This window comes from Microbispora siamensis (assembly GCF_016863095.1).
GTDB classification, from domain to species: domain Bacteria; phylum Actinomycetota; class Actinomycetes; order Streptosporangiales; family Streptosporangiaceae; genus Microbispora; species Microbispora siamensis.
On record NZ_BOOF01000025.1, the window covers coordinates 143,337 to 165,567 of the forward strand.

Annotated in this window: 20 protein-coding genes and 2 pseudogenes; 13 read left to right on the plus strand and 9 right to left on the minus strand. The window is 72.4% G+C overall.

Annotation, left to right across the window (positions count from 1 at the left end):
• Positions 1–18: 18 nt before the first annotated feature.
• The 3 genes from sucC to Msi02_RS21745 all read left to right on the plus strand — a co-directional run bounded on the left by sucC (position 19) and on the right by Msi02_RS21745 (position 3,911).
• Positions 19–1,200: an ADP-forming succinate--CoA ligase subunit beta gene (gene sucC / locus Msi02_RS21735; protein ID WP_079318279.1), complete on the plus strand. Its 1,182-nt coding sequence runs from the start codon at positions 19–21 to the stop codon at positions 1,198–1,200.
• Positions 1,200–2,075, plus strand: a complete 876-nt coding sequence (gene sucD, locus Msi02_RS21740; RefSeq protein ID WP_079318281.1) for a succinate--CoA ligase subunit alpha — start codon at positions 1,200–1,202, stop codon at positions 2,073–2,075. Before sucC ends, sucD begins: the two co-directional genes overlap by 1 nt.
• A gap of 174 nt (positions 2,076–2,249) precedes the next feature.
• Complete coding sequence (locus Msi02_RS21745; protein WP_204049992.1) at positions 2,250–3,911, plus strand: cell division protein PerM; 1,662 nt, start codon at positions 2,250–2,252, stop codon at positions 3,909–3,911.
• Here the strand turns inward: Msi02_RS21745 and Msi02_RS21750 are convergent.
• From Msi02_RS21750 to Msi02_RS21765, 4 genes are all read right to left on the minus strand, one after another.
• Entirely contained in the window at positions 3,890–4,285 is a 396-nt protein-coding gene (locus Msi02_RS21750; RefSeq protein WP_079318283.1) for a MerR family transcriptional regulator, read from the minus strand. The two genes, Msi02_RS21745 and Msi02_RS21750, sit on opposite strands and share 22 nt — an antisense overlap.
• Positions 4,286–4,311: 26 nt before the next feature.
• Positions 4,312–5,352 carry an MDR family NADP-dependent oxidoreductase gene (locus Msi02_RS21755; RefSeq protein WP_204049993.1) on the minus strand — a complete coding sequence of 347 codons (1,041 nt, stop codon included), beginning with the start codon at positions 5,350–5,352 and terminating at the stop codon, positions 4,312–4,314.
• 111 nt (positions 5,353–5,463) lie between these two features.
• Complete coding sequence (locus Msi02_RS21760) at positions 5,464–6,897, minus strand: APC family permease (protein ID WP_204049994.1); 1,434 nt, start codon at positions 6,895–6,897, stop codon at positions 5,464–5,466.
• A gap of 137 nt (positions 6,898–7,034) precedes the next feature.
• On the minus strand, positions 7,035–8,132 hold the full coding sequence (locus Msi02_RS21765; protein WP_204049995.1) for an alcohol dehydrogenase catalytic domain-containing protein: 1,098 nt from the start codon (positions 8,130–8,132) through the stop codon (positions 7,035–7,037).
• Positions 8,133–8,356: 224 nt separating this feature from the next.
• On the opposite strand from Msi02_RS21765, the pseudogene Msi02_RS21770 reads away from it, so the two are divergent.
• Positions 8,357–8,659: pseudogene (locus tag Msi02_RS21770) on the plus strand (PucR family transcriptional regulator ligand-binding domain-containing protein); the annotation flags it as partial.
• A 41-nt stretch (positions 8,660–8,700) separates the two neighbouring features.
• Here Msi02_RS21770 and Msi02_RS21775 read toward each other — a convergent pair.
• The gene (locus Msi02_RS21775; RefSeq protein WP_204049996.1) at positions 8,701–8,949 is read right to left on the minus strand and encodes a hypothetical protein; all 249 of its coding nucleotides are present in this window, start codon (positions 8,947–8,949) and stop codon (positions 8,701–8,703) included.
• A gap of 317 nt (positions 8,950–9,266) precedes the next feature.
• Here Msi02_RS21775 and Msi02_RS21780 point away from each other — a divergent pair, with 317 nt between their 5' ends.
• Positions 9,267–9,830, plus strand: a complete 564-nt coding sequence (locus tag Msi02_RS21780; protein ID WP_204049997.1) for a PucR family transcriptional regulator — start codon at positions 9,267–9,269, stop codon at positions 9,828–9,830.
• Between the two features lies 1 nt (position 9,831).
• Here the strand turns inward: Msi02_RS21780 and Msi02_RS21785 are convergent, their stop codons facing one another.
• A complete protein-coding gene (locus tag Msi02_RS21785) occupies positions 9,832–10,236 on the minus strand; it encodes a hypothetical protein (RefSeq protein WP_143737420.1) in 405 nt (134 codons plus the stop codon).
• 167 nt (positions 10,237–10,403) lie between these two features.
• Between Msi02_RS21785 and purN the strand changes: the two genes are divergently transcribed.
• The 4 genes from purN to Msi02_RS21805 all read left to right on the plus strand — a co-directional run bounded on the left by purN (position 10,404) and on the right by Msi02_RS21805 (position 13,775).
• Positions 10,404–11,060 carry a phosphoribosylglycinamide formyltransferase gene (purN, locus tag Msi02_RS21790; protein WP_079316007.1) on the plus strand — a complete coding sequence of 219 codons (657 nt, stop codon included), beginning with the start codon at positions 10,404–10,406 and terminating at the stop codon, positions 11,058–11,060.
• Positions 11,057–12,598, plus strand: a complete 1,542-nt coding sequence (gene purH, locus Msi02_RS21795; protein WP_204049998.1) for a bifunctional phosphoribosylaminoimidazolecarboxamide formyltransferase/IMP cyclohydrolase — start codon at positions 11,057–11,059, stop codon at positions 12,596–12,598. The genes purN and purH overlap by 4 nt, the downstream gene beginning before the upstream one ends.
• Before the next feature lie 125 nt (positions 12,599–12,723).
• Positions 12,724–12,891 (plus strand): hypothetical protein, encoded by a 168-nt coding sequence (locus Msi02_RS21800; protein WP_179155248.1) that lies wholly within the window; start codon positions 12,724–12,726, stop codon positions 12,889–12,891.
• A 38-nt stretch (positions 12,892–12,929) separates the two neighbouring features.
• The gene (locus tag Msi02_RS21805) at positions 12,930–13,775 is read left to right on the plus strand and encodes a bifunctional methylenetetrahydrofolate dehydrogenase/methenyltetrahydrofolate cyclohydrolase (protein WP_204049999.1); all 846 of its coding nucleotides are present in this window, start codon (positions 12,930–12,932) and stop codon (positions 13,773–13,775) included.
• A 66-nt stretch (positions 13,776–13,841) separates the two neighbouring features.
• Here Msi02_RS21805 and Msi02_RS21810 read toward each other — a convergent pair whose 3' ends face one another.
• On the minus strand, positions 13,842–15,122 hold the full coding sequence (locus tag Msi02_RS21810; protein ID WP_204050000.1) for an alpha/beta hydrolase: 1,281 nt from the start codon (positions 15,120–15,122) through the stop codon (positions 13,842–13,844).
• A 126-nt stretch (positions 15,123–15,248) separates the two neighbouring features.
• Here Msi02_RS21810 and Msi02_RS21815 point away from each other — a divergent pair.
• Positions 15,249–16,880 (plus strand): annotated as a pseudogene (locus Msi02_RS21815) (phosphatidylglycerol lysyltransferase domain-containing protein); the annotation flags it as partial.
• A 102-nt stretch (positions 16,881–16,982) separates the two neighbouring features.
• Here Msi02_RS21815 and Msi02_RS43370 read toward each other — a convergent pair.
• Together Msi02_RS43370 and Msi02_RS21820 are read right to left on the minus strand one after the other, a co-directional pair.
• Positions 16,983–17,657 (minus strand): response regulator, encoded by a 675-nt coding sequence (locus tag Msi02_RS43370; RefSeq protein ID WP_079316019.1) that lies wholly within the window; start codon positions 17,655–17,657, stop codon positions 16,983–16,985.
• Positions 17,654–19,312, minus strand: coding sequence for a sensor histidine kinase (locus tag Msi02_RS21820; protein WP_204050002.1), 1,659 nt, complete (start codon positions 19,310–19,312; stop codon positions 17,654–17,656). The genes Msi02_RS43370 and Msi02_RS21820 overlap by 4 nt, the downstream gene beginning before the upstream one ends.
• A gap of 204 nt (positions 19,313–19,516) precedes the next feature.
• Between Msi02_RS21820 and Msi02_RS21825 the strand changes: the two genes are divergently transcribed.
• From Msi02_RS21825 to Msi02_RS21835, 3 genes are read left to right on the plus strand one after another with little or no spacing between them, the layout of a single operon-like run.
• Positions 19,517–20,293 carry an ABC transporter ATP-binding protein gene (locus tag Msi02_RS21825; protein ID WP_239108591.1) on the plus strand — a complete coding sequence of 259 codons (777 nt, stop codon included), beginning with the start codon at positions 19,517–19,519 and terminating at the stop codon, positions 20,291–20,293.
• Positions 20,283–21,155 (plus strand): ABC transporter permease, encoded by an 873-nt coding sequence (locus tag Msi02_RS21830; protein ID WP_079316002.1) that lies wholly within the window; start codon positions 20,283–20,285, stop codon positions 21,153–21,155. Before Msi02_RS21825 ends, Msi02_RS21830 begins: the two co-directional genes overlap by 11 nt.
• Before the next feature lie 12 nt (positions 21,156–21,167).
• Positions 21,168–22,208: an ABC transporter substrate-binding protein gene (locus Msi02_RS21835; RefSeq protein ID WP_079316001.1), complete on the plus strand. Its 1,041-nt coding sequence runs from the start codon at positions 21,168–21,170 to the stop codon at positions 22,206–22,208.
• Positions 22,209–22,231: the final 23 nt, after the last annotated feature.

Sequence of the window (22,231 nt, forward strand, 5' to 3'; positions counted from 1 at the left end):
CAAAAGGGACGGACCCTCGTGGACCTGTTCGAACATCAGGCGAAGGAGCTCTTCGCGGAGTACGGCATCCCGGTGCCGCGCGGAATCGTCGCGCACACCGCGGAGGAGGCGCGGGCGGCTGCCGAGCAGCTCACCGGACGCGTTGTCGTCAAGGCCCAGGTCAAGACCGGCGGGCGCGGCAAGGCCGGCGGCGTGAAGGTGGCCGACGACGCCGCCGACGCGCACGCGAAGGCGACGCAGATCCTCGGCATGGACATCAAGGGCCACACGGTCCACAAGGTCCTGATCGAGGAGGCCAGCCAGATCGCGGAGGAGTACTACTTCTCCTTCCTTCTCGACCGTGCCAACCGCACGTTCCTCGCCATCTGCTCGGCCTCCGGCGGCATGGACATCGAGGAGGTCGCGCACACCGCGCCGGAGAAGGTGGCGAAGGTGCCGGTCAGCCCGCTGACGGGCGTCGACCGCGCCAAGGCCCGCGAGATCGCGGTGGCCGGCGGCCTGCCGCAGCAGGCGCTGGACGGCGCCGCCGAGCTGATCGAGAAGCTCTGGGCCGTCTTCGTCGACGAGGACGCCTCGTTGGTCGAGGTCAACCCGATGATCCTGTCGGCGGACGGCCAGGTGAAGGCGCTCGACGGCAAGGTGACCCTCGACGACAACGCGAACTTCCGCCAGGCGGAGCACTCGGCGTACGTCGACAAGGCCGCGGAGGACCCGCTGGAGGCCCGGGCCAAGGAGAAGCACCTCAACTACGTCAAGCTGGACGGCAACGTCGGCATCATCGGCAACGGCGCGGGCCTGGTCATGTCCACGCTCGACGTCGTGGCGTACGCGGGCGAGGAGTTCCCCGGCCAGCCCAAGCCGGCCAACTTCCTCGACATCGGCGGCGGCGCGTCGGCCGAGGTCATGGCGAACGGCCTGGAGATCATCCTGTCCGACCCGTCGGTGAAGTCGGTCTTCGTGAACGTCTTCGGCGGCATCACCGCCTGTGACGCGGTCGCCAACGGCATCGTCTCGGCCTTCAAGCTCCTGGAGAGCCGGGGCGAGGAAGTGACCCACCCGCTGGTCGTCCGCCTGGACGGCAACAACGCCGCCCTGGGGCGGCAGATCCTGGCCGACGCCGCGCTGCCGCGGGTCGAGCTGGTCGACACCATGGACGAAGCGGCCAAGCGCGCCGCAGAGCTCGCCGCGGTAGGTGCGTAATGGCTATCTGGCTCACCGAGAACAGCAAGATCATCGTTCAGGGCATGACCGGTGGTGAGGGCACCAAGCACACCCGCCGCATGCTCGCCGCCGGCGTCAAGGTCGTGGGCGGCGTAAACGCCCGCAAGGCCGGCATCACCCACGAGGGCCTGCCGGTCTTCGGCACGGTCAAGGAGGCCATGGAGCAGACGGGCGCCGACGTGTCCGTCGTCTTCGTGCCCCCGGCCGCCACCAAGGCCGCCGTCCGCGAGGCCATCGACGCCGAGATCCCGCTGTGCGTGGTCATCACCGAGGGCGTGCCGGTCCACGACACGACCGAGTTCTGGGCGTACGCCGTCTCCAAGGGCAACAAGACTCGCATCATCGGCCCGAACTGCCCCGGCATCGCCTCGCCCGGCGCCTCCAACGCGGGCATCATCCCGGCCGACATCACCACCAAGGGCCGCGTCGGCCTGGTGTCGAAGTCCGGCACGCTGACCTACCAGCTCATGTACGAGCTGCGCGACATCGGCTTCTCCACCTGCGTCGGCATCGGCGGCGACCCGGTCATCGGCACGACGCACATCGACGCCCTCCAGGCGTTCCAGGAGGACCCGGAGACCGACGCGATCGTGATGATCGGCGAGATCGGCGGCGACGCCGAGGAGCGCGCCGCGGCCTACATCGACGAGCACGTGACCAAGCCGGTCGTCGCCTACGTCGCCGGGTTCACCGCGCCCGAGGGCAAGACCATGGGTCACGCCGGCGCGATCGTGTCCGGCTCCGCCGGCACCGCCCAGGCCAAGAAGGAGGCCCTGGAGAAGGTCGGCGTCCGCGTCGGCCGCACCCCCAGCGAGACCGCCCGCCTGATGCGCGAGATCATGTCCAGCCGCTGATCGCGCACGCGTCGACTGTCGTCCGCGACCTTGCCCTCCCACCGCCGCGGTGGTGCGAGCGCAAGGTCGTGGTCGTTTCCGGCCCGGCCGGTACGCGTGCCGATGCGTCCGGATTGCGTACTCCTCGGCGTGGCGACGTGGAGGGAGGCCGCGGGGCTGGGATGATGCGGTAGCGTGACGGGCCTTCTCGATCAGTTCAGGACCGCTCCCCGCGCCGTGCTCGGCCGCATGGGCGGCGGCGACGACGAGGAGACCCGCCGTCCGCTGCCCGTCTCCGGCATGCTGGCCGCGGTCGGGACGCTCGGCGTCGGCCTCGCCGTGCTCACCACGCTCACGCTCATCGGCTGGATGGCCGCGCCCCGCGGGCCGTTCGGCGAGGGCCTGCCCGGTGTCTTCCGTACGGCCTGCCAGCTCTGGCTCGCCGCCCACCACGCCGGTTTCGCGATCCCCGGCGGCCGGGTGGGCCTGCTGCCCATCGGGCTGATGATCCTGCCGGGGGCGCTGCTCTACCGGGCCGGCCTGTGGATGGCGCGGGACGCCGACCTGCGGGTGCGGATGCCGGCCCGGCTGCCCAAGGGCACCCCGCGCGACCTCGAGAACGCCCGGCGCCGTGCCCAGCTCGCGCTCATCGCCCAGGCCGGCATCTCGCTGGCCGCGCCGTACGCGCTGCTCGCCGGGGTGATCGCCCTGGTCTCCGGCAACGAGATCATGCAGCCGTTCCTGGGGGAGGCGCTGGTCAGCCACCTGCTGCTGGCCTTCGTCACCGGGTCGGTCGCCACCGCCCGCACGATCGGGCCCTGGCGGTCGATGCTGCGCCTGCTGCCCGAGCGGCCGCGGTCGCTCGTGGCCGGCACAGCCGTCGCGACCTCGCTGATGCTCGTGGCCGGGGCCGTGCTGGTCCTCGGGGCCGTGGTGGTCAACTTCGCCAGGATCCAGCAGATGTCGGAGGTCCTCAGCCCCGGGGTGGTCGGCGGCCTGCTGCTCCTGCTCCTGGAGGTCCTCTACTTCTTCAACGCCGTCGTCTGGGGCATGGCGTACATCTCGGGGCCCGGTTTCGCGGTGGGCGCCGGGACGCTGGTCGCGCCCACCGGGGTCAAGCTGAGCGCGGTGCCCATGCTGCCGCTGCTTGGCGCCCTGCCGTCGTCAGGCGCCGCGCCCACCTGGGTCATGGGCGTGATCGCGGTGCCGTTCGCGGCGGGGGCGGTCGCCGGCGTGGTGACGGCCCGCGTCGCGCCGACCCCGTCGATCGAGGCCGCGCCGCTGTGGGGGTTCGTCTGCGGGATCACCTCCGGCCTCGTCGCGGGAACGCTCGCGGCGCTGTCGGGCGGCCCGCTGGGCGGTGCGGGCCTGGCCGCGGTGGGGCCGTCGCCCTGGGAGGTGGCGCTGTCGGTCACACTCGAGGTCGGCGTGGCCGCCGGCATCTCGGCCGGCATCGCCAACTGGTGGCTGATCTCCCGGCGGCCGGCCACCCCGCCCGAGCCGGTGCGGAAGGCCGGCGCCGTGATCGCCAAGGCGGCCGGACGGGTGCGGCCCGCCCGCGGCGCCCACCTGCCGGGCCACTGGCTGGACGCCACCGAGGCGGACACCCAGCCGATCCCGGTCATCAGGGACGACTGGACCGACGAGCACGCCGCGGCGGCGGCGGAGACCTTCGACGACATGGGCGCGCGGCGGGCCGGGGCCACCCCCCAGATCCCCGATGTCCCGCGCAAACCGGCCGCGAAGCGCCGCGCCCCGAGCCCCCCGCCGAAGCCGCGCACGGACATCGTGGACGAGACCGATGACCGCGGGGGCCATGTCATCTACGTCGACCCCTACGCCTGGGACCGCGACTGATCCGTCCCGGGCGGCTCGGCGACGGCCGACGCGAGGCGGTCCCGCAGGTCCGTCAGGCGGGCGATCTCGGCGTCCAGCGTGGCGATCCGGCGTTGCACGACCCCGCTGCCGCCGGAGCAGCCGGGGCTGCCGTACGGCGGCAGCGTGTCGCCCTCGAGAAGGTCCAGGCGGTCGGCGCAGCGGGCGACGTCCTCGATGGTCAGGCCGAGAGCGAGCAACTGGCGCACCAGGCGGATGCGGGCGATGTCCCGCGGGCCGTACTCCCGTTGGCCCGACGACGTGCGCGGCGGCGGCAGGAGCAACCCGCGCTGCTCGTACAGGCGCAACGCGCGTGGCGTGGTCCCGGCCGCCGCCGCGGCGTCGCCGATCCGCATGAGACCTCCCGGCCGTGCTCACAGCTTCACGAACTACACAGCTCTATGACGACCGTTCCCACGTGCCGTCCCTCGAACAACTCACGCAACGCCCGCGGCGCGTTTTCGATGCCCGCGATCCGCGTGTGCGGGAAGGCGATGGCGCCCGAGCGGAGCCAGGCGCCGAAGCGCTCCGTCCACTCCGCGTGGATCTCGTCGTCGACGCCGGTGAAGCCGCGCAGAGTGATGTTCTTGGCGATGAGCTGGAAGGCGTCCAGCTCCACGGGAGCCGTCGTGCCGCCGGACGCGGCCGACAGCTGCGTGGCCAGGGTGCCGACCACGACGAGGCGGGCGCCGGGCCGCGCCGCGGCGGCCGCGGCCTGAAGCTGCTCGCCGCCGACGGTGTCCACGACCACGTCCACGCCGTCGGGCGCCGCCTCGGCCAACCGCCCGCCGATCGGGCTCCCGTCGCGGAGCACCACCGCGTCGTAGCCGAGCTCGGCGATCATGCGCTCGGCCTTCGCCGGCGAGCCGGTGGTGCCGATCACGCGGCCCGCGCGCAGCAGCCGGGCGATCTGGCCGGCGAGCGACCCGACGCCTCCCGCGCCCCCGGTGACGAGCACCGTCTCGCCCGCGCACAGGCGGGCGATCCGGGTCAGGGCGGCGTACGCGGTGGCGCCCGACGCGAGGTGCGCGGCCGGGTCCGGCAGGGCGTCGCCCAGCGGCGCGGACATGGGGACCACGGCGTACTCACGCCAGCCCCGGAAGTGCGCGACCAGGTCGCCCGGCCGCAGACCGCTGTCGTCCGTGCCCTTGCCGAAGGGGGCCGTGACGACCTCGCCGACGGCCGGGCCGAACAGCGTGTCCCCGGGCCGCAGCGGAGGGAAGGGCGTGCCCGGCACGCCTCCGGCGATCAGCGTGCGCAGCGAGGGGAAGACCTGGAACCAGCGGTTGCGCACCAGGACCTCACCGGCCCCCGGCACGGGCAGCGGGACCTCGGCGACGGTCAGGTGCTCGGGGCCGGGAAGACCGGACGGAACCTCGGCGAGCCGGATCTCCCGTGCGGCGCGGGGCGGGGTTTGGGGCATGGGGAACTCCCACGGTGTCGGAAAGGGACCGCTCGTGCGGCACAGCCCGCACGGCCCCGCGACGCTAACCCCTGACCCGCGCGTCAGGGGCAAGCGGGCATGGCGTGGTCGTCAGGCCATCTCGGCGAAGTCGGTCTCGGTCGTGCCGATGGTCTGGACGACCGACGGCCGGGCCGTGCGGAGGTAGCCGTACCAGACGAGGGCCACGGCGACGGTGACGAGGAAGGCGAGGACCACGAAGTTCAGCGGCCAGGCCGGCCACGGCACGACGTTGACGTAGAAGACGTACGCCATGCCCACCACCGAGACGATCACGCACGGCCAGATGAGCGGGATCCGCACACGCTCCCGGCGCAGGAAGATCGGCGCGGCGAGCGCGACGACGGCGTAGGCCACCATGTAGCCGTACGTGCCGTAGGTGTCGACGTTGACCACGATCTCCATGCCGTCCATGCCGAGCGCGAAGAGCAGCGCGGTCAGCGCGACGGCGATCGGCGCGACCGTGAGGATCGCCCGATGCGGGGTCTGCTGGGTCCGGTGGGTCCGGCCGAGGGAGGCGGGCAGCACGCCCTCCTTGCCCATGACGAAGACGATGCGGCCGATCACGTTGATCGGGGCGACCACGACGGCGAAGAACGACGCCGTGACGCCGAGGCTGAGCACCGGGCGGAACCAGCCTGGCATGCCGACGGCCACCGCGAGCTCGTCCAGCGGGTTGCCGCTGGTGCCCAGGTCGCCCAGCGCGCGGTAGCCCGCGACCTGCGTGTAGGAGGCGAAGATGTAAAGGAGGCCGACGCCCGCGGCGCTCCACATGATGGCCCGGGGGATCGCCTTGAACGGGTTGCGCGCCTCGCGGCCGAGTGCGTCGGAGCTGGAGAAGCCGACGAACCCGAGGATCGCCAGCACCATGCCCACCGCGATGCCGTGCGGCGTGGCGCCGTCGAGGGTGAGCTGGTTGCTGTCGAAGACCGGCCCGTCCCCGGCGAACAGCACGATGACCAGCATCGCCGTGATGATCGTGATGGAGATGATCTCCAGGATGAGCGAGATGCGCGCCGACATCCGGATGCCCCACACGGTGAACAGCGTGGCGAGGCCGCCGATCACCACCGCGAGCACGACGTTCCACAGCGTGTTGTGGATCGTCAGCCCGATCCCGGCCAGGAAGGCGTTGAAGTGGTAGACGGCGCCGGCGAGGGAGCCGGACGCGATGCCGAAACAGCCGATGATCAGTGTGATGCCGGTGACGTACGCGCCGAGCGGGCCGAGCCCCTGGGCGGCGTAGTTGTACAGCGAGCCGGCCGAGGCCCGGCGCTTGGCGAACTGGGAGATGCAGTAGCCGACGGCGAGGATGACCACGGTGGCGAGGGTGAACGACAGCCAGGACGCGTTGCCGGCACTGGCGAAGATTCCGGCCACGGAGAAGGCGATGACGGCGCTCGGGGCGATGTTGGCGATGGCCTGGGCGACGACCTCGCCGCCCGACATCGCCCCGCGCCGCAGCCCGTGCCCGTGTTGCGGGTGGGGGGCGGTGGTCTGTGTCATGCGGGGTTTTCCTTGTACGAACGGGGCCTTGGCGGTCCGAGGCCAGAGGCGGGAGGACGGGTGGCGGGGGCCCGGATCCGCGGCGGCGGACCCGGGCAGGGACGACGGGGAGACGCGTCTCGGGGAGGGGGGCCCGGTCAGGGGACGAGCAGGGTGCGCAGCGCCTCGCCGCTGGCCAGGGCGTCCAGGGCGTGGCCGGCCTCGTCGAGCGTCGTGCGCCTGCTGACGAGCTGGTCGAGCTGCAGGTGGCCGTCCATGTAGCGGTCGACCAGCGCCGGGATGTCGATCGCCGGGCGGACGCTTCCGTAGTTGGACCCGAGGATGCGCTGGTCGGCCTCCGCCAGGACGAGCGGGTCGAAGCGCGCGAGCGTGCCCTTGGGCGGCAGGCCCACGGCCACCGCCGCACCGCCCAGGCCGAGCATCTGGATGGCCGACTCCAGCGTGGCCTGGTGGCCGACCGCGTCGAAGGCGTAGTCGACGCCGTCCGGCAGGAGGTCGCGCAGCGCCTCCGGAACGGTCGCCTCGGCGCCGGAGAGCTGATCGGTGGCCCCGAGCGTCATCGCGAGCGCCGTCTTCTCGGCGCGGGTGTCGATCGCGACGATCCGTTCGGCTCCGGCGAGCTTGGCGCCCTGGACGACGGAGAGGCCGACCCCGCCGCAGCCGATGACCGCGACCGTGCTGCCGGGCAGGACGGCGGCCGTGTTGGTCACCGCGCCGACACCGGTGGCCACCGCGCAACCGACCAGGGCCACGGTGTCCAGCGGGGCGTCCTCGCGGATCTTGACGGCTCCCGAGGCCGGGACCACGGCCTCCTCGGCGAAGGAGGAGACCCCGAGGTAGTGGTAGACGGTCTCCCCGTTCCGGCTCAGCCTGCTGGTGCCGTCCTGGAGGACCCCTCCGGGGGCGACCACGGTCGCCGCGAGCTGGCAGCGCGCCTCGTGCCCGGACCGGCAGTACCGGCACCGCCCGCACGGGGCGACCCAGGACAGGACCACGTGGTCGCCCTCCGCGAGGCTGGTCACCCCCGGGCCGAGCTCGGTCACCACGCCGGAGCCCTCGTGCCCCATCACCAGGGGGAGCGGGACGTCCCATTCACCACGGCGTACGTGCAGGTCCGAGCCGCAGACCCCGGCGGCGGCGATCCTCACACGGACCTCGCCCGGCCCCGGAGGGGCGAGCTCCACCTGCTCGACCCGGACGGGCCGGTCGGCGGATTCGAATACCGCGGCGCGCATACTGCTCCCTTCCTCGGCCCGGGAACAGCCCTGCCGTCACCCGGTGTTACTGAAACAGGTCCAGGCTAGGAACGCGGGCCATGCCGCGGCAGCTGGCCAAATGTCCATTCACCTGCGCTCGGTGCGCCGATCCGATACTTCGCGCCCCCGGCGCGGTCGTGTCACGGTGACACTGCGTCAGTTCGGCGACGGGATGTCGCGCGATCCGAGAGGGGAGACGCCGGATGCTGGAGACGGCGGGCGACGTCGCGCAGCGGTTCCGGCTGCGCGTGCCGACCGGGACGACGGGTCTGGACCGCCCCATCCGCTGGACGCACATATCCGAGCTGGCGGATCCGACCCCCTGGCTGCGCGGCGGCGAGATGCTCCTCACCCTCGGCCTGGAACTGGACACGCCCGACGATCTGGCGGCGTACGCCGCGAGGCTGAGCGAGGCGGGCGTCGCCGCGCTCGGCTTCGGAATCGGGGTGCGCCACCCGTCCGTCCCGCCGGCGCTGGTCGAAGGCGCAGGGGAACACGGCCTGGCCGTGCTGGAGATCCCCAGCGCCGTGGCGTTCCAGGACATCACCTACCACGTCAACGCCGACCTGCTGCGCACCGGCGCCGCGGAGGCGCGGCTGATCGCCGAGGGCGTGTCCAGCATGACGATGGTGGCGCGGAGCGCCGGGGCGCAGGGGGTCGTGGCCACGCTCGCCGCGCGCATCGAGAGCTGGGCCGTGCTGATGGACCGGCACGGGAAGATCCACGCGGCCGTGGGCGCCGCACGGGTGCACATCGACGACGCCCGGGCCGCGGCGCTCGGCCAGCGTTCCCGCATCCGGCATCCCGCCCTGACCGTGTACGGCGTGGGCGACCCGGTCCGGCCCCGGGCCCACCTCGTGGTCGCGCCCCGCCCGGACCGGATCACGCTGACCCGGGAGCTGGCGCAGCACGCCGCACTCCTGCTCGACCTCGCCCTCAATCCGTTGAGCGGTGGCGACACCTGGGGCCTGGCCCGGGCCGACGCGGTGGACGCGCTGATGTCGGGCGACCCGGCGCTCGTCGCCCGGGTGTCGGCCCGGTGGAACCTGCTCGCCGGGAACGTCGCCGTCGCGCTGCTGCGCTCGCGGTCGCGCCGTCCCGCTGGAGGACAACGTGCTGGAGTGGTGCGCGGAGCTGGATCTGCCTCCACTGGTCAGCTCGGAGTCGTCGCTGGTCACCGTGCTGCTGCCGGAGGACGAGCTGGGCCGGTGGACCGCGCGGGTGTCCGACGCGGTCGAGCGGGAGGGCGTTCCGGCGCGGTGTGGCATCGGCAGCCCGCAGCCGCCGGTCTCCGGCCTGCTCAGCCGGAGGCAGGCCGAGCAGGCGCTCGCGGTCGCCGTGGCCGACGCCCGTCCCGTGGTCGAGTTCGCCGGGCTGCCGACCCAGCGACTGATCCTTCAGCACCTCGACCCGGCCGCGCGCGCGGCGCTCACCTCGCCGCTCCTGCCGCTGCTGGACAACGATGCCACCCTGGTCCTGCTCCGCTCGCTGCGGGTCTTCCTGAGCGAGAACAGCAGCTGGGAGGCGGCGTCCTCGCAGCTCGGCATCCACCGCCACACGCTGCGCCAGCGCATGGCGCGGGTGGAGGAGCTGACCGGCCTGTCCGTCTCCGTCACCGAGGACCGCGTCATCGCCTGGCTCGCGCTCCAGGCGCTCCAGCTCGGCGACGCTCAGTAGGTCAGGCGGGGGCCGGGACGCCGGTCGGCCAGGCCACGCCCATCTTGCGCTCGAACGCCCGCATCAGCTGGTCGGAGCACTCCTGCTGGGCCGCCACCGTGCCCGCGCCCTTGCGGCACTCGTTGTACGCGTTGAGCTCGTCCGAGAAGTAGAGCTGGAATCCCGTGGTCACGATCCCCAGGACGAACGCGAGCGACGAGAGCACGACGGCCCCGGTGGCCATCCCGATCCCGCGCCGTTCGCGGTTGAGCAGGCGCAGGTCGCGGATCGCGATGACGATCGCGAAAATCGACAGCGCCAGCCCGGCGGCCGGGAACAACAGCGTGAAGACCAGCGCCATGATGGCGAGCACGAGAGCCCTGCGCCCTCCGGTGGCAGGGGTCGGCGTCTGTAGGGGTGTTGTCACGGTCTCCTCGCCTCGCGTTCCGCATAGCCCGTCGTCAGTCGTGATGGCCGGCGCCCGATACGCTTTAGCTGCGTCGAGGGACGGCCCTCCACGCTCGACCACTCTCTAAGGAACCATCTCCCGGCAATCACCTGCAAAACGAAGGCAGCTCACGAAGGAGTTCCACCCTGTCCTTCCGGCTCGTCGTCCTCGTCTCGGGATCGGGGACCAACCTGCAAGCACTGCTGGACGCGGCGGCAGACGACGCGTTCGGCGCGACCGTCGCCGCCGTCGGGGCCGACCGCACCGGCATCGAGGGCCTGGCCCGGGCCGAGCGCGCCGGCGTCCCCACGTTCGTCGAGAGGGTGGGCGACCACCCCACCCGGGAGGAGTGGGACGAGAGGCTGGCCGGGCGCATCGCCGAGCACAAGCCCGACCTGGTGGTCTCCGCCGGGTTCATGAAGATCCTCGGCCCCCGGGTGCTGGGCGCGTTTCCCGTCGTCAACACCCATCCGGCGCTGCTGCCCGCCTTCCCCGGCGCGCACGCCGTGCGCGACGCCCTCGCCTACGGCGTCCGCGTCACCGGCTGCACGGTCCACCTCGTGGACGCCGGCGTGGACACGGGCCCGGTGATCGCCCAGGAGGCGGTGCCCGTACGGGAGGGGGACGACGAGGAGTCGCTGCACGAGCGCATCAAGACCGTCGAGCGACGCCTCCTCGTCGAGACGGTGGGCCGCATGGCCCGCGAGGGCTGGACCCTGACCGGGCGGACCGTGCGCCTGGGGACGGGACGAGTCGCAGGACAGGCCGCAGAAGGCCCGACACCAGGAAGGAACACGAAGTGACCCGCATCGCCATCCGCCGTGCGCTGATCACCGTTTACGACAAGACGGGTCTCGAAGACCTGGCGCGGGGGCTCGAGGCCGCGGGCGTGGAGATCGTGTCGACCGGTGGCACCGCCGCCGCGATCGCCTCCTACGGCGTGCCGGTCACCAAGGTGGAGTCGCTCACCGGATTCCCCGAGTGCCTGGACGGACGGGTCAAGACCCTCCACCCGCGGGTCCACGCCGGGCTGCTCGCCGACGGCGCCAACCCCTCCCACGTCAAGCAGCTGGAGGAGCTGGAGATCGAGCCGTTCCAGCTCGCGGTGGTGAACCTGTATCCGTTCGCCGCCACGGTCGCCTCCGGCGCCTCCGACGCCGAGTGCGTCGAGCAGATCGACATCGGCGGCCCCGCGATGATCCGCGCCGCCGCCAAGAACCACGGCACGGTGGCCGTGGTCGTCGACCCCGCGGCGTACGGCGAGGTGCTCGCCGCGGTCGCCGAGGGCGGCTTCACGCTGACCGAGCGCAGGAGGCTGGCCGCCACGGCGTACGCGCACACCGCCGCCTACGACGTCGCGGTCGCGTCCTGGTTCGCCGACGTGTACGCGCCGGAGGGCGACTGGCCGTCCTTCATGGGCGCCGCGTGGAAGCGCAAGGCCGCCCTGCGGTACGGCGAGAACCCGCACCAGGGAGCCGCCCTCTACACCGGAAGCAAGGACGGCCTGGCCAACGCCGAGCAGCTTCACGGCAAGGAGATGTCCTACAACAACTACGTGGACGCCGACGCCGCCTGGCGGGCCACCTGGGACTTCGCCGAGCCGTGCGTGGCGATCATCAAGCACGCCAACCCCTGCGGCATCGCGGTCGGCGCCGACGTGGTCGAGGCGCACCGCAAGGCGCACGAGTGCGACCCGGTGTCCGCGTACGGCGGGGTGATCGCGGTCAACCGCGAGGTGACCCGCGAGCTGGCCGAGCAGATCGCGCCGATCTTCACGGAGGTCGTGGTCGCGCCGTCGTTCGCGGCGGACGCGCTCGAGGTGCTCAGGGAGAAGAAGAACATCCGCCTGCTCGCCTGCCCGCAGGGGCCGTCGAACGCCGCGGAGTTCCGCCGCATCGACGGCGGCCTGCTCGTGCAGACGGTGGACCGGGTGGACGCGCCCGGCGACGACCCGTCCACGTGGGAGCTCAAGGCCGGCCAGGCGGCCTCGCCCGAGGTGCTGGCCGACCTGGCCTTCGCGTGGCGGGCCTGCCGTTCGGTGAAGTCGAACGCGATCCTGCTCGCCTCCGGCGGCGCGACCGTCGGCGTCGGCATGGGCCAGGTCAACCGGGTCGACTCGGCCCGGCTGGCGGTCTCCCGGGCCGGCGAGCGCGCGGCCGGATCGGTCGGCGCCTCCGACGCGTACTTCCCGTTCCCCGACGGCCTGCAGGTGCTGGCGGAGGCCGGGGTGAAGGCGATCGTCGAGCCGGGCGGCTCGATCCGCGACGAGCTGGTCATCGAGGCCGCCAAGGAGGCGGGCATCACGCTCTACTTCACCGGCACCCGGCACTTCTTCCACTGATCGAGAAGGCCGACGTACCGGCACGGAGGGGCGCCTGTTGGGATGGATGGGGGGAAAACGGCACGATCACCCCTGTGGGGCGGTTAGCCTGAAGCGCCCACCCCATCCTCCCCCGGAGTCCCTCCATGCCCCTTGATACGATCATGAGCTCCTTCGCGACGATGAACGGCGTGTGGAACAGCCCCATCGCGTTGCTCCCCATCGCCGCGCTGGCCGCCTACTTCGGCTGGCGGATCGTGGAGTTCATCCCCTTCACCCGGCGGATCATCGAGCGTCGCGAGGGGGGACAGTAGAGCATCCGGCAGGACCACCCGGAAGGACAGGAAGAGCCATGACCGCGCGGCTTCTGGACGGCAAGGCGACCGCCGCCAAGATCAAGAGTGAGCTGGCGGAGCGGGTGAAGGCCCTGGCGGCCCGGGGCATCACCCCCGGCCTGGGCACGATCCTCGTCGGCGACGACCCGGGCAGCCAGATCTACGTCGCGGGCAAGCACCGCGACTGCGCGGAGGTCGGCATCACCTCCATCCGCAAGGACCTTCCGGAAAGCGCCACCCAGGCGGACGTGGAGGCCGCGGTCGACGAACTCAACGCCGACCCGGCCTGCACGGGCTACATCGTCCAGTTGCCGCTGCCGCGCCACCTGGACACCCAGGCGCTCATCGAGCGCATGGACCCGGCCAAGGACGCCGACGGCCTCCACCCGGTCAACCTGGGCAGGCTCGTCCACATGGTCGACGCCCCGCTGCCGTGCACCCCGCGCGGCATCGTGGTCCTCCTCCAGGAGTACGGCGTGCCGCTCAAGGGCGCCGAGGTCGTCGTGGTCGGCCGAGGCATCACCGTGGGCCGTCCGCTGGGCCTGCTGCTCACCCGCCGCGCGGAGAACGCCACCGTCACGCTCTGCCACACCGGCACCCAGGACCTGGCGTCCCACGTGCGCCGGGCGGACGTCGTGGTCGCCGCGGCCGGGGTGCCCCACCTCGTGACCGCCGACATGGTCAAGCCCGGCGCGGCCGTGCTCGACGTGGGCGTCTCCCGCGTCGACGGGAAGCTCACCGGCGACGTGGCCCCCGACGTACGCGAGGTCGCGGGCTTCGTCGCCCCCAACCCCGGTGGGGTGGGGCCGATGACCCGGGCCATGCTGCTGGCCAACGTCGTCGAGGCCGCCGAGCGGCGCTGATCCACCGCCCTCACTCGGCCGCCGGCCGGGAACAGGCGCGGCGCCGTCACGTCCGTCCCCGCCGGCCTACTTCTTCTTCTTCTTCTTCTTCGCGACCTTGTGCGTGGGAGCGTGATGGCCGGGGTGAGGCCGCCGGGCGGGGTGCAGGGGCGCTTCGCGGGCGAGGCGGCCGGGACCCTGGGCGCTCGCGGGCGGGGACGGCGGCTGCGCGGGCGCGTGCAGTTGCTGGGCGAGCCAGGGCAGGGCCTGGGGAAGCTCCCTGTTCCAGGTGGCGAAGTTGTGGCCCCCGCTCGGCAGGATCAGCGAGGACGCCCGCATGGGCGGCTTCACGGCCGCCAGGAACTGCTCGGTCGCCTGGTAGTTCGACTCGCCCTGACGGCTGCTGGTCACCAGCACCGACACCGGAGGGGCCGGCAGGTTGGCCAGCCGCCACATCAGGTCGTTCTCGTCCTGGAGCCGCCGGTTTCCGCCGAACAGGTCGCCCGTCGTCATGTCCATGAGAGCGTGGAAGTACCCGGACAGGGACACCGCGGCCGAGAACGCCTCGGGGTGCCGCATGGTCAGCTTGAGCGCGCAGTAGCCCCCCGTCGATCCGCCGAGAATGCCCCAGTTCGCGGCTTCGGTGCCGACCCGGAACGCCGCGGCCATCGCGTGCGGGACGTCCGAGGTGAAGTACGTCTCGACCTGCGGGCCGCCCGGCACGTCCACGCACTCGGTGTCCCTGGGCGGTGCGACGGTGGGGCGCATGAGGACCAGGACGGTCGGGCCGATCTCGTGGGCGAGGATCGAGGTCGCCGTGAGCGTGGGCAGGTCGAGCCGGGTGACCAGGTTCTCCGCGTCGCCCGGATAGCCGGTCAGCCCGAGAATCACGGGGAAGCGCCGCCCGGCGTACTTCTTGTCGAAATACTGCGGCGGCAGGTACACGTACGCCGGTGAGCTCAGCCCGGTCCTGGCCCCGGTGATCGTCACCTGCTCCAGACGCCCCGCGGGCACGCCGGCCTTAGGCTTGGTGACCTCGACCGGCCTGCTGCCGAGCATCCGGACGAGGCCCGCTCCGCCGGCCGCCGTACCGGCCATCCCCGCCGTACCCGCCGTGATCGGCGGCGCGCCGGCCGCGTTCGTGCCCAGCAGGTCTCCCCACGAGCCGAAGAACCCGAAGTACGCGTTGATCACGACGGCCACCGCGAGCAGCAGCAGGGTCTGGTCCGCGACCAGCACGCCCACCCGCGCGGCGATCGAGCGCCAGGACGGCCCGCTCAGCCGGGGCCACAGCCAGACCGTCGCGACCAGCCCGCCGAGGGCGAGCACGACGAACAGGACCTGCACTTTTGTCGCTGTCAGTTCCAACCCCGGCCTCTTCCTGCGTCCCCCGTGGCGTCGGCCCATGTAAAAGTACTCGACAGACGTAAGGCCGCGGTTAAGGATAGGAATCTTGGCCCCCGAAGTGGATTTCACCATTTAAGGTCTGCTTCCGTGAGCCGTCGGACAGACACCTCCCGGAGGGGAATAGCGCGTCCATGGATTCCGGCAGCGGCAGCGTATTCCGCCCTGCTGATCGGGATTCTGGACATCGTCAAAGGCGTGTTCCCGCGTTTCCGGGAAAGCCGGATCAGCGAGATCGCGAGCGTCCTGCCGGGTAGCGTCACCTCGCTCGCCCTGTCGGCGTCGCTGGTGGTGGGAATCCTGCTGATCATGCTGGCCCACGCTCTCAGGAGGCGCAAGGTCCGGGCCTGGCGTGCCGTCGTGGTGCTGCTGCCGGTGGGCACCGCGCTGGAGGGGCTGCGCTGGCGGCACCCGATCGCCGCGTCGGTGTCGCTAATCCTGTTCGTGGTGCTGCTGGTCAACAAGCGGGAGTTCTACGCCCTGTCCGACCCGCGCTCGCGCTGGCGGGCGCTGTGGAACCTGCTGGCGCTCGGCGCGTTCGACGTGGTGCTCGGCTGGATCATCGTCGACTCGCACCCGAGGACCGTCGTCGGCGACCCGGGCTTCGGCGACCGGATGCAGCACGTCCTGCTCGGCCTGGTCGGCCTGGACGGCCCGGTGGAGTACACCTCCGACCGGGTCGCCGACCTGGTGTCCTTCTCGCTCGCCGGGCTCGGCGTGCTCACCGCCGTGACCACGATCTACCTCGCCCTGCGGCCGGAACGACCGGCCGCCGCGCTCACCGAGGACGACGAGGAGCGCCTGCGCGGGTTGCTCGACCGGTACGGCCGGCAGGACTCGCTCGGATACTTCGCGCTCCGGCGGGACAAGAGCGTGATCTTCTCGCCCAGCGGCAAAGCCGCCGTGGCCTACCGTGTCGTGGCCGGGGTGATGCTGGCCAGCGGCGACCCGATCGGCGACCCCGAGGCGTGGCCCGGCGCGATCAGGCGCTTCCTGGAGGAGGCCAGGCGGCACGCGTGGGTCCCGGCCGTCATCGGGTGCAGCGAGACCGCCGGCGAGGTGTGGACCAGGGAGGGCGACCTGGACGCCCTGGAGATCGGCGACGAGGCCGTCGTCGAGGTGGCCGGGTTCACGCTGGAGGGCCGTGCCATGCGCAACGTGCGCCAGATGGTCAAGCGGGTGGAGCGGCTCGGCTACACCTGCCAGGTGCGGCGGGCCGGCGACCTCAGCGAGGCGGAGCGCGAGCGCATCCGCACCGCGGCCGACCACTGGCGCGGCACCGAGACCGAGCGCGGTTTCTCCATGGCGCTCGGCCGGTTCGGCGACCCCGCCGACGCCGACTGCCTCGTGGTGACGGCGCACCGGGCGGCGGCGCCGCAGGGTGACGACCAGTCGGGCGGGGACATCCGGGCCGTCCTGCACTTCGTGCCCTGGGGGCGCGACGGCATCTCGCTCGACCTCATGCGCCGGGACCGGGAGGCCGATCCGGGGCTGAACGAACTGCTGATCGTCCGGGCGCTGCAGGCGGCGCCGGACTTCGGCGTGACCAGGGTGTCGCTGAACTTCGCGATGTTCCGCTCCGCGCTGGCGCGGGGGGAGCGGCTGGGCGCGGGGCCCGTGCTGCGGGCCTGGCGCGGCATCCTCGTCTTCCTGTCCCGCTGGTTCCAGATCGAGTCGTTGTACCGCTTCAACGCCAAGTTCAGGCCGTTGTGGGAGCCGCGGTTCCTGGTCTACCCGAACACCCGCGACCTGCCGCGCATCGGCGTCTCCGCGCTCCAGGCGGAGGCGTTCCTCACGCTGCCCAGCCCGTCGGACTGGGGCAGGCTACTGCGCCGGCGGCTCAGGAAGCCGGTAAAGGTGTTCGGGCCGGCCGGTGGTTCCGTACCTGAGCCCGACGGTCAGCCGACCGTCGGCGGCGAGGTCGGACAGGTAACGCTGGGCGGTGGCCCGGGACAGCCCGAGCCGGGCGGCGAGGTCCGCTGAGGTCACCGGTCCTCCGGCGGCGCGCAGGGCGTCGATGACGAGCTGCGCGGTGTGGCTCGACCGGCCCTTCCTGACCGCGGCGTCGACCCGGTCGCCCTCGTGCAGCATCCGGACCGCGCGGTCGATCTCGGCCTGGCTCAGCGACGCGGCGCCGCCCAGCCGCCGGTGGAACCGCTCGTACGCGCGGAGCCGCTCGGCGAGGTCACCCTCGGTGAAGGGCTTCACCAGGTAGTTGACCACCCCACGGCCCAGCGCTTCGCGGACGACCCCCGCCTCGGCGGCGGCGGTGAGCATGATCACATGCCCGCCGAGGTCCGGGACGATCGAGGTGCCTGGCGCGTCCGGAAGGTACTGGTCGAGCAGCACGAGGTGGGGTCGCAGCCGCCCGGCGAGCGCGACGGCCTCGGCGGCGGTGTGGGCGATGCCCGCCACCTCGAACCCCGGCACCCGCCCGACATAGCGCGCGTGGAGGTTGGCGACGCGGAAGTCGTCGTCGACGACGAGAACCCGGATCACGGCGCCCCCACGCACCCGGTGGACGGGGCTCCGGACAGGTGACGCGCGGGCTCGACCGCGCCGGGGATCCGCGCGACGAAGACCGCCCCGCAGTCGGCGCCGGAGGGCCTGGTCAGGGCGAGGTCGCCGCCGTGCCTGCGGGCGACGCGCCGGGCGAGCGCGAGTCCGACGCCGTGCGGGCGGGCGTCGTCGGCGCTGGTGGTGAAGTCCTGGTCGAACAGCCGGTCGCAGGCCTGTGGCGGGACGCCGTCGCCGCTGTCGACGACGACGAGGTGCAGGATGCCGGCTTCGGCCAGCAGCGACACCTCGACCCAGGCGGGCCTGCGGGCGCCGGAGCGCGCCGCGCTGATCGCGTTGTCCACCAGGTTGCCCAGGACCGTGACCATGTCGAGCGGGCAGGTGAGCGGACCGGGCAGGAACGAGTCCTGGCTGAGCCGCAGGTCGACCGCGCACTCGGAGGCCACCGCCGTCTTCGCGGCCAGCAGCCCGCGGACGTACGGGTCGCGCAGCCGCCCGCCGTCGCCGTACTCCGTCGCGAGGGGATCGTCGGCGAGCTCGCGGAGGTAGGCCGCGGCCTCGTCGCGATGCCCCAGGCTGAGCAGGCCGGACAACGTGTGCAGCCGGTTGGTGTACTCGTGGGCCTGCGCGCGCAGCGCGTCCGACAGCGCGCGCACCACGTCGAGCTCGCGGGTCATCTCGTCCAGGTCGGTGCGGTCCCGCAGCGTGACCACGTGGCCGAGGTCGTGCTGCCCGCGCCGCACCGGCCCGGCCGTGGCGACCAGCATCCTGTCCTCGGTGGCGAGGAGCACCCCGCGGACCGTGCGGCGCTCGGCCAGGAGCGTGCGCACGCCGGCCGGCAGGCCCGCGTCGCCGACCGCGGTGCCCGGATCCGGCATGCCGCCGAGGAGCCGCGCAGCGGCGTCGTTGCAGATCGTGATCCGCCCGGCCGCGTCCACCGCCAGCACGCCCTCGTCGATGCCGTGCAGTACGGCTTCGCGCTCCCGCAGCAGGTCGGCGAGATCGGAGGGCTCCAGCCCCAGCGTCTGCCGCTTGAGGCGGCGCGCGAGGCCGGCGGAGGCGGCCAGGCCGAGCAGCAGCGCGAGACCGGTGAACCCGGCCGCGCCCCGCAGCAGGTCGCCGACCCTCCTGGACACCTCGCCGGCCGCGATCCCCACGCTGACCTGGCCGGCCACCCGTCCGGCGCCGTCCAGCACGGGCACCTTGCCACGCGCCGACAGGCCGAGCGTGCCGCGCTCGAAGGTGACGACGTCCCGGCCGGCGAGCGCCTCCGGCTCGGTGCTCACCCGGTGCCCGATCCTCGCGGGGTCCGGGTGGGAGTACCTGATGCCCTGGTCGTCGGCCACCACCACGAACAGCACTCCGGTGCGGCGGCGTACCTCCTCGGCCCGCCGCTGCACCTGCGGGCCGGGGGAGTGGGCGGCCACCGCGCGTATCACGACGTCGTCGGCGGCGACGGCGCGCGCCACGGCGAGCGCGCGCTGCTCGTACTGGCGCTCGAGCTCCGCGTGCAGCAGGTACGCCACCAGCGCGAAGCCGAGACCGATGATCAGCAGGAGGACCGCGACCTGCACGAGCAGCGCTTGGGTCGCGAAACGGGGGTGCGGACGCGGCCTAGGAGGGTCGGCCCAGGGCATGCCCAGCACGATACCCGCCGGGTCTCGTCACACAAGGGTGAGCAGAAAGCGCAGAACGCGAAGTATGCGCATTACCCGAACAAGTGGCACAAGCCTGGTCGGCCTCTTCACCCCGGCCTACGGTCCCGGAGAGCTTTCGCACAACGGTTTTCCTGAAGGGGTGAACTCGTGGCCGAATCACCACCCGCGATCGAGTTGCGGGGTGTGACGAAACGTTTCCGTTCTCGCGACGGCGCGGCCCACACCGCGACCCGCGACATGTCCTTCACCGTACGCCAAGGGGAGTTCGTCAGCGTGGTCGGGCCGACGGGATGCGGCAAGTCCACCAGCCTGTCGATGATCTCCGGGCTGGCCCAGGCCGGCGAGGGCGAGGTCCTGGTCCACGGTCGCCCGGTGACCGGCATACCCGACCGGCTCGGGTACATGTTCCAGCAGGACGCCGTGCTCCCGTGGCGTACGGTCCTCGACAACGTCGCCGCGGGCCCGCGGTACCGGGGCGCGCCCAAGCGGGCCGCGCGTGAGCAGGCCGCGGACTGGGTCGCGCGGGTCGGGCTCGCGGGCTTCGAGCGGTACTACCCGCACCAGCTCTCCGGGGGCATGCGCAAGCGGGTCGCGCTCGCCCAGACGCTGATCAACGAGCCGTCGATCCTGCTGATGGACGAGCCGTTCGGCGCGCTCGACGTGCAGACCCGGGAGCACATGCAGGACCTGCTGCTCGAACTGTGGTCCGGCACCGGCGCGGCGGTCGTCTTCGTCACCCACGACCTGACCGAGGCCATCGCCCTCGCCGACACCGTGGTCGTCATGACGGCGGCGCCCGCGACGGTCAAGGACGTCGTCCGCGTCGACCTCGCCCGGCCGCGCCGGGTGGAGGAGATCCGGCTGGAGGACGCCTTCCTCGGCGTCTACCGGCGGGTCTGGGACTCGCTGCGCGAAGAGGTCGAGATCACCCGGGCGAGAGGAGCCCGCCGTGCCGCCTGAGACCGTGGCCGCCGCCCCGCCCCCGGTCGAGGACGCGCAGGCGTCCGCCCCCGCCCGCCGCCGCCGGTTCCCGGCGCCGAAGATCACGGTCACCCGGGTCCTGCTCGTGGTGCTGTGGCTGGGCAGCTGGGAGGCCGCCACGGCCGGCTGGCTCGACCCGTTCTACTACTCCCGGCCCAGCGCGATCTGGGGCCGGCTCGTCGACTGGTTCACCAAGGGAACGGCGTTCGGTTCGATCTGGGAGCAGATCGGGGTCACGCTGGAGGAGGCCGTCCTCGGATTCGCGGCCGGATCGCTCGCCGGGATCGTGCTGGGCGTGCTCCTCGGCCGGGGCCGGTTCATCGCCGAGGTGTGCGCCCCGTTCATCAAGGCCGCGAACGCGATCCCGCGCATCGTCCTCGCCTCGCTGTTCGTGATCTGGTTCGGCCTGGGCATGTCGTCCAAGGTCGCCACGGCCGTCGTGCTGGTGTTCTTCGCGGTGTTCTTCAACGCCTTCCAGGGCGCCCGCGAGGTGGACAGGACGCTGGTCGACAACGCCCGCATCCTCGGCGCGAAGCCCCGGCAGATCCTCACCTCGATCGTGCTGCCGAGCGCCACGTCGTGGATCCTCGCGAGCCTGCACGTCGCCTTCGGCTTCGCGCTGATCGGAGCGATCGTCGGCGAGTACACCGGCGCGGACAAGGGCCTCGGCCTGCTGATCAACCACGCCCAGGGCACGTTCGACGCCGCGGGCATCTACGCCGGGATGATCATCATCACGGTCGTCGCCCTGCTCGCCGAGTGGCTGCTCACCCTCCTCGAACGCCGGCTGCTCGCCTGGCGCCCCCCGTCGTCCTCCGCCGCCGCCGACGCGCAGATCTGATCGGAGCCCCCCATGAACGCGTTGCCCCGCCTCGTCACCGTCACCGCCACCGGCCTCGCACTGGCGCTCTGTCTCACCGGCTGCCGCGACTCGCGCGCCGGCGCGGGGCAGCCGGGCGGAACGCCGACCGTGAAGATCATGGTCGGCGGCATCGACAAGGTCATCTATCTGCCCGCCAAGCTCACCGAGCAGCTCGGATACTTCAAGGCCGAGGGACTCGACGTCCAACTGCTGTCGGAACCGTCCGGCGCCCAGGCCGAGAACGTGCTCGTGGCGGGCGACGTGCAGGGCGTCGTCGGGTTCTACGACCACACCATCGACCTGCAGACCAAGGGCAAGTGCATCCAGAGCGTGGTCCAGTTCGCCGATGTGCCCGGCGAGGTCGAACTGGTGGCCGCGGGCAAGGCCGGTGAGATCACCTCGCCCGCCGACTTCAAGGGCAGGCGCCTGGGCATCACCAGCCCGGGCTCCTCGACGGACTTCCTGACCCAGGCCCTGGCCGTACGGAACGGGGTTCGGGTCGAGGACTTCACCCGGGTGAAGGCCGGAGCCGGCCCCACCTTCATCTCCGCCCTGGACAACGGCGGCATCGACGGCGGCATGACCACCGACCCCACGGCGGCCCGGCTGACCACCACGGGCAAGGCCAAGGTGATCGTCGACATGCGGACGGAGGAGGGGACGAAGGCCGCCCTGGGCGGCCTCTACCCGGCCAGCTCGCTCTACATGGACTGCGCCTGGGTCAAGGCGAACAAGCCCGTCGTACGGAAGCTGGCCGGCGCCTTCGTCAAGACGCTGCGGTTCATCAACGAGCACTCGGCCGAGGAGATCGCGGCGAAGATGCCCGCCGAGTACGCCGGGGACGACCCGAAGCTGTACGTCAAGGCCATCGGCGACACCAAGACCATCTTCACGAAGGACGGGGTCATGCCCGCCGACGGCGCCAGGAACGTGCTGGAGGTCCTCGGCTCCTTCTCGCCCAACGTGAAGGGCAGGAAGGACACGATCGACCTCGGCGCCACCTACACCACGGAGTTCGTCAGCGGCGGGTGAACGCCGGCTTCCCCGGCCTCTCG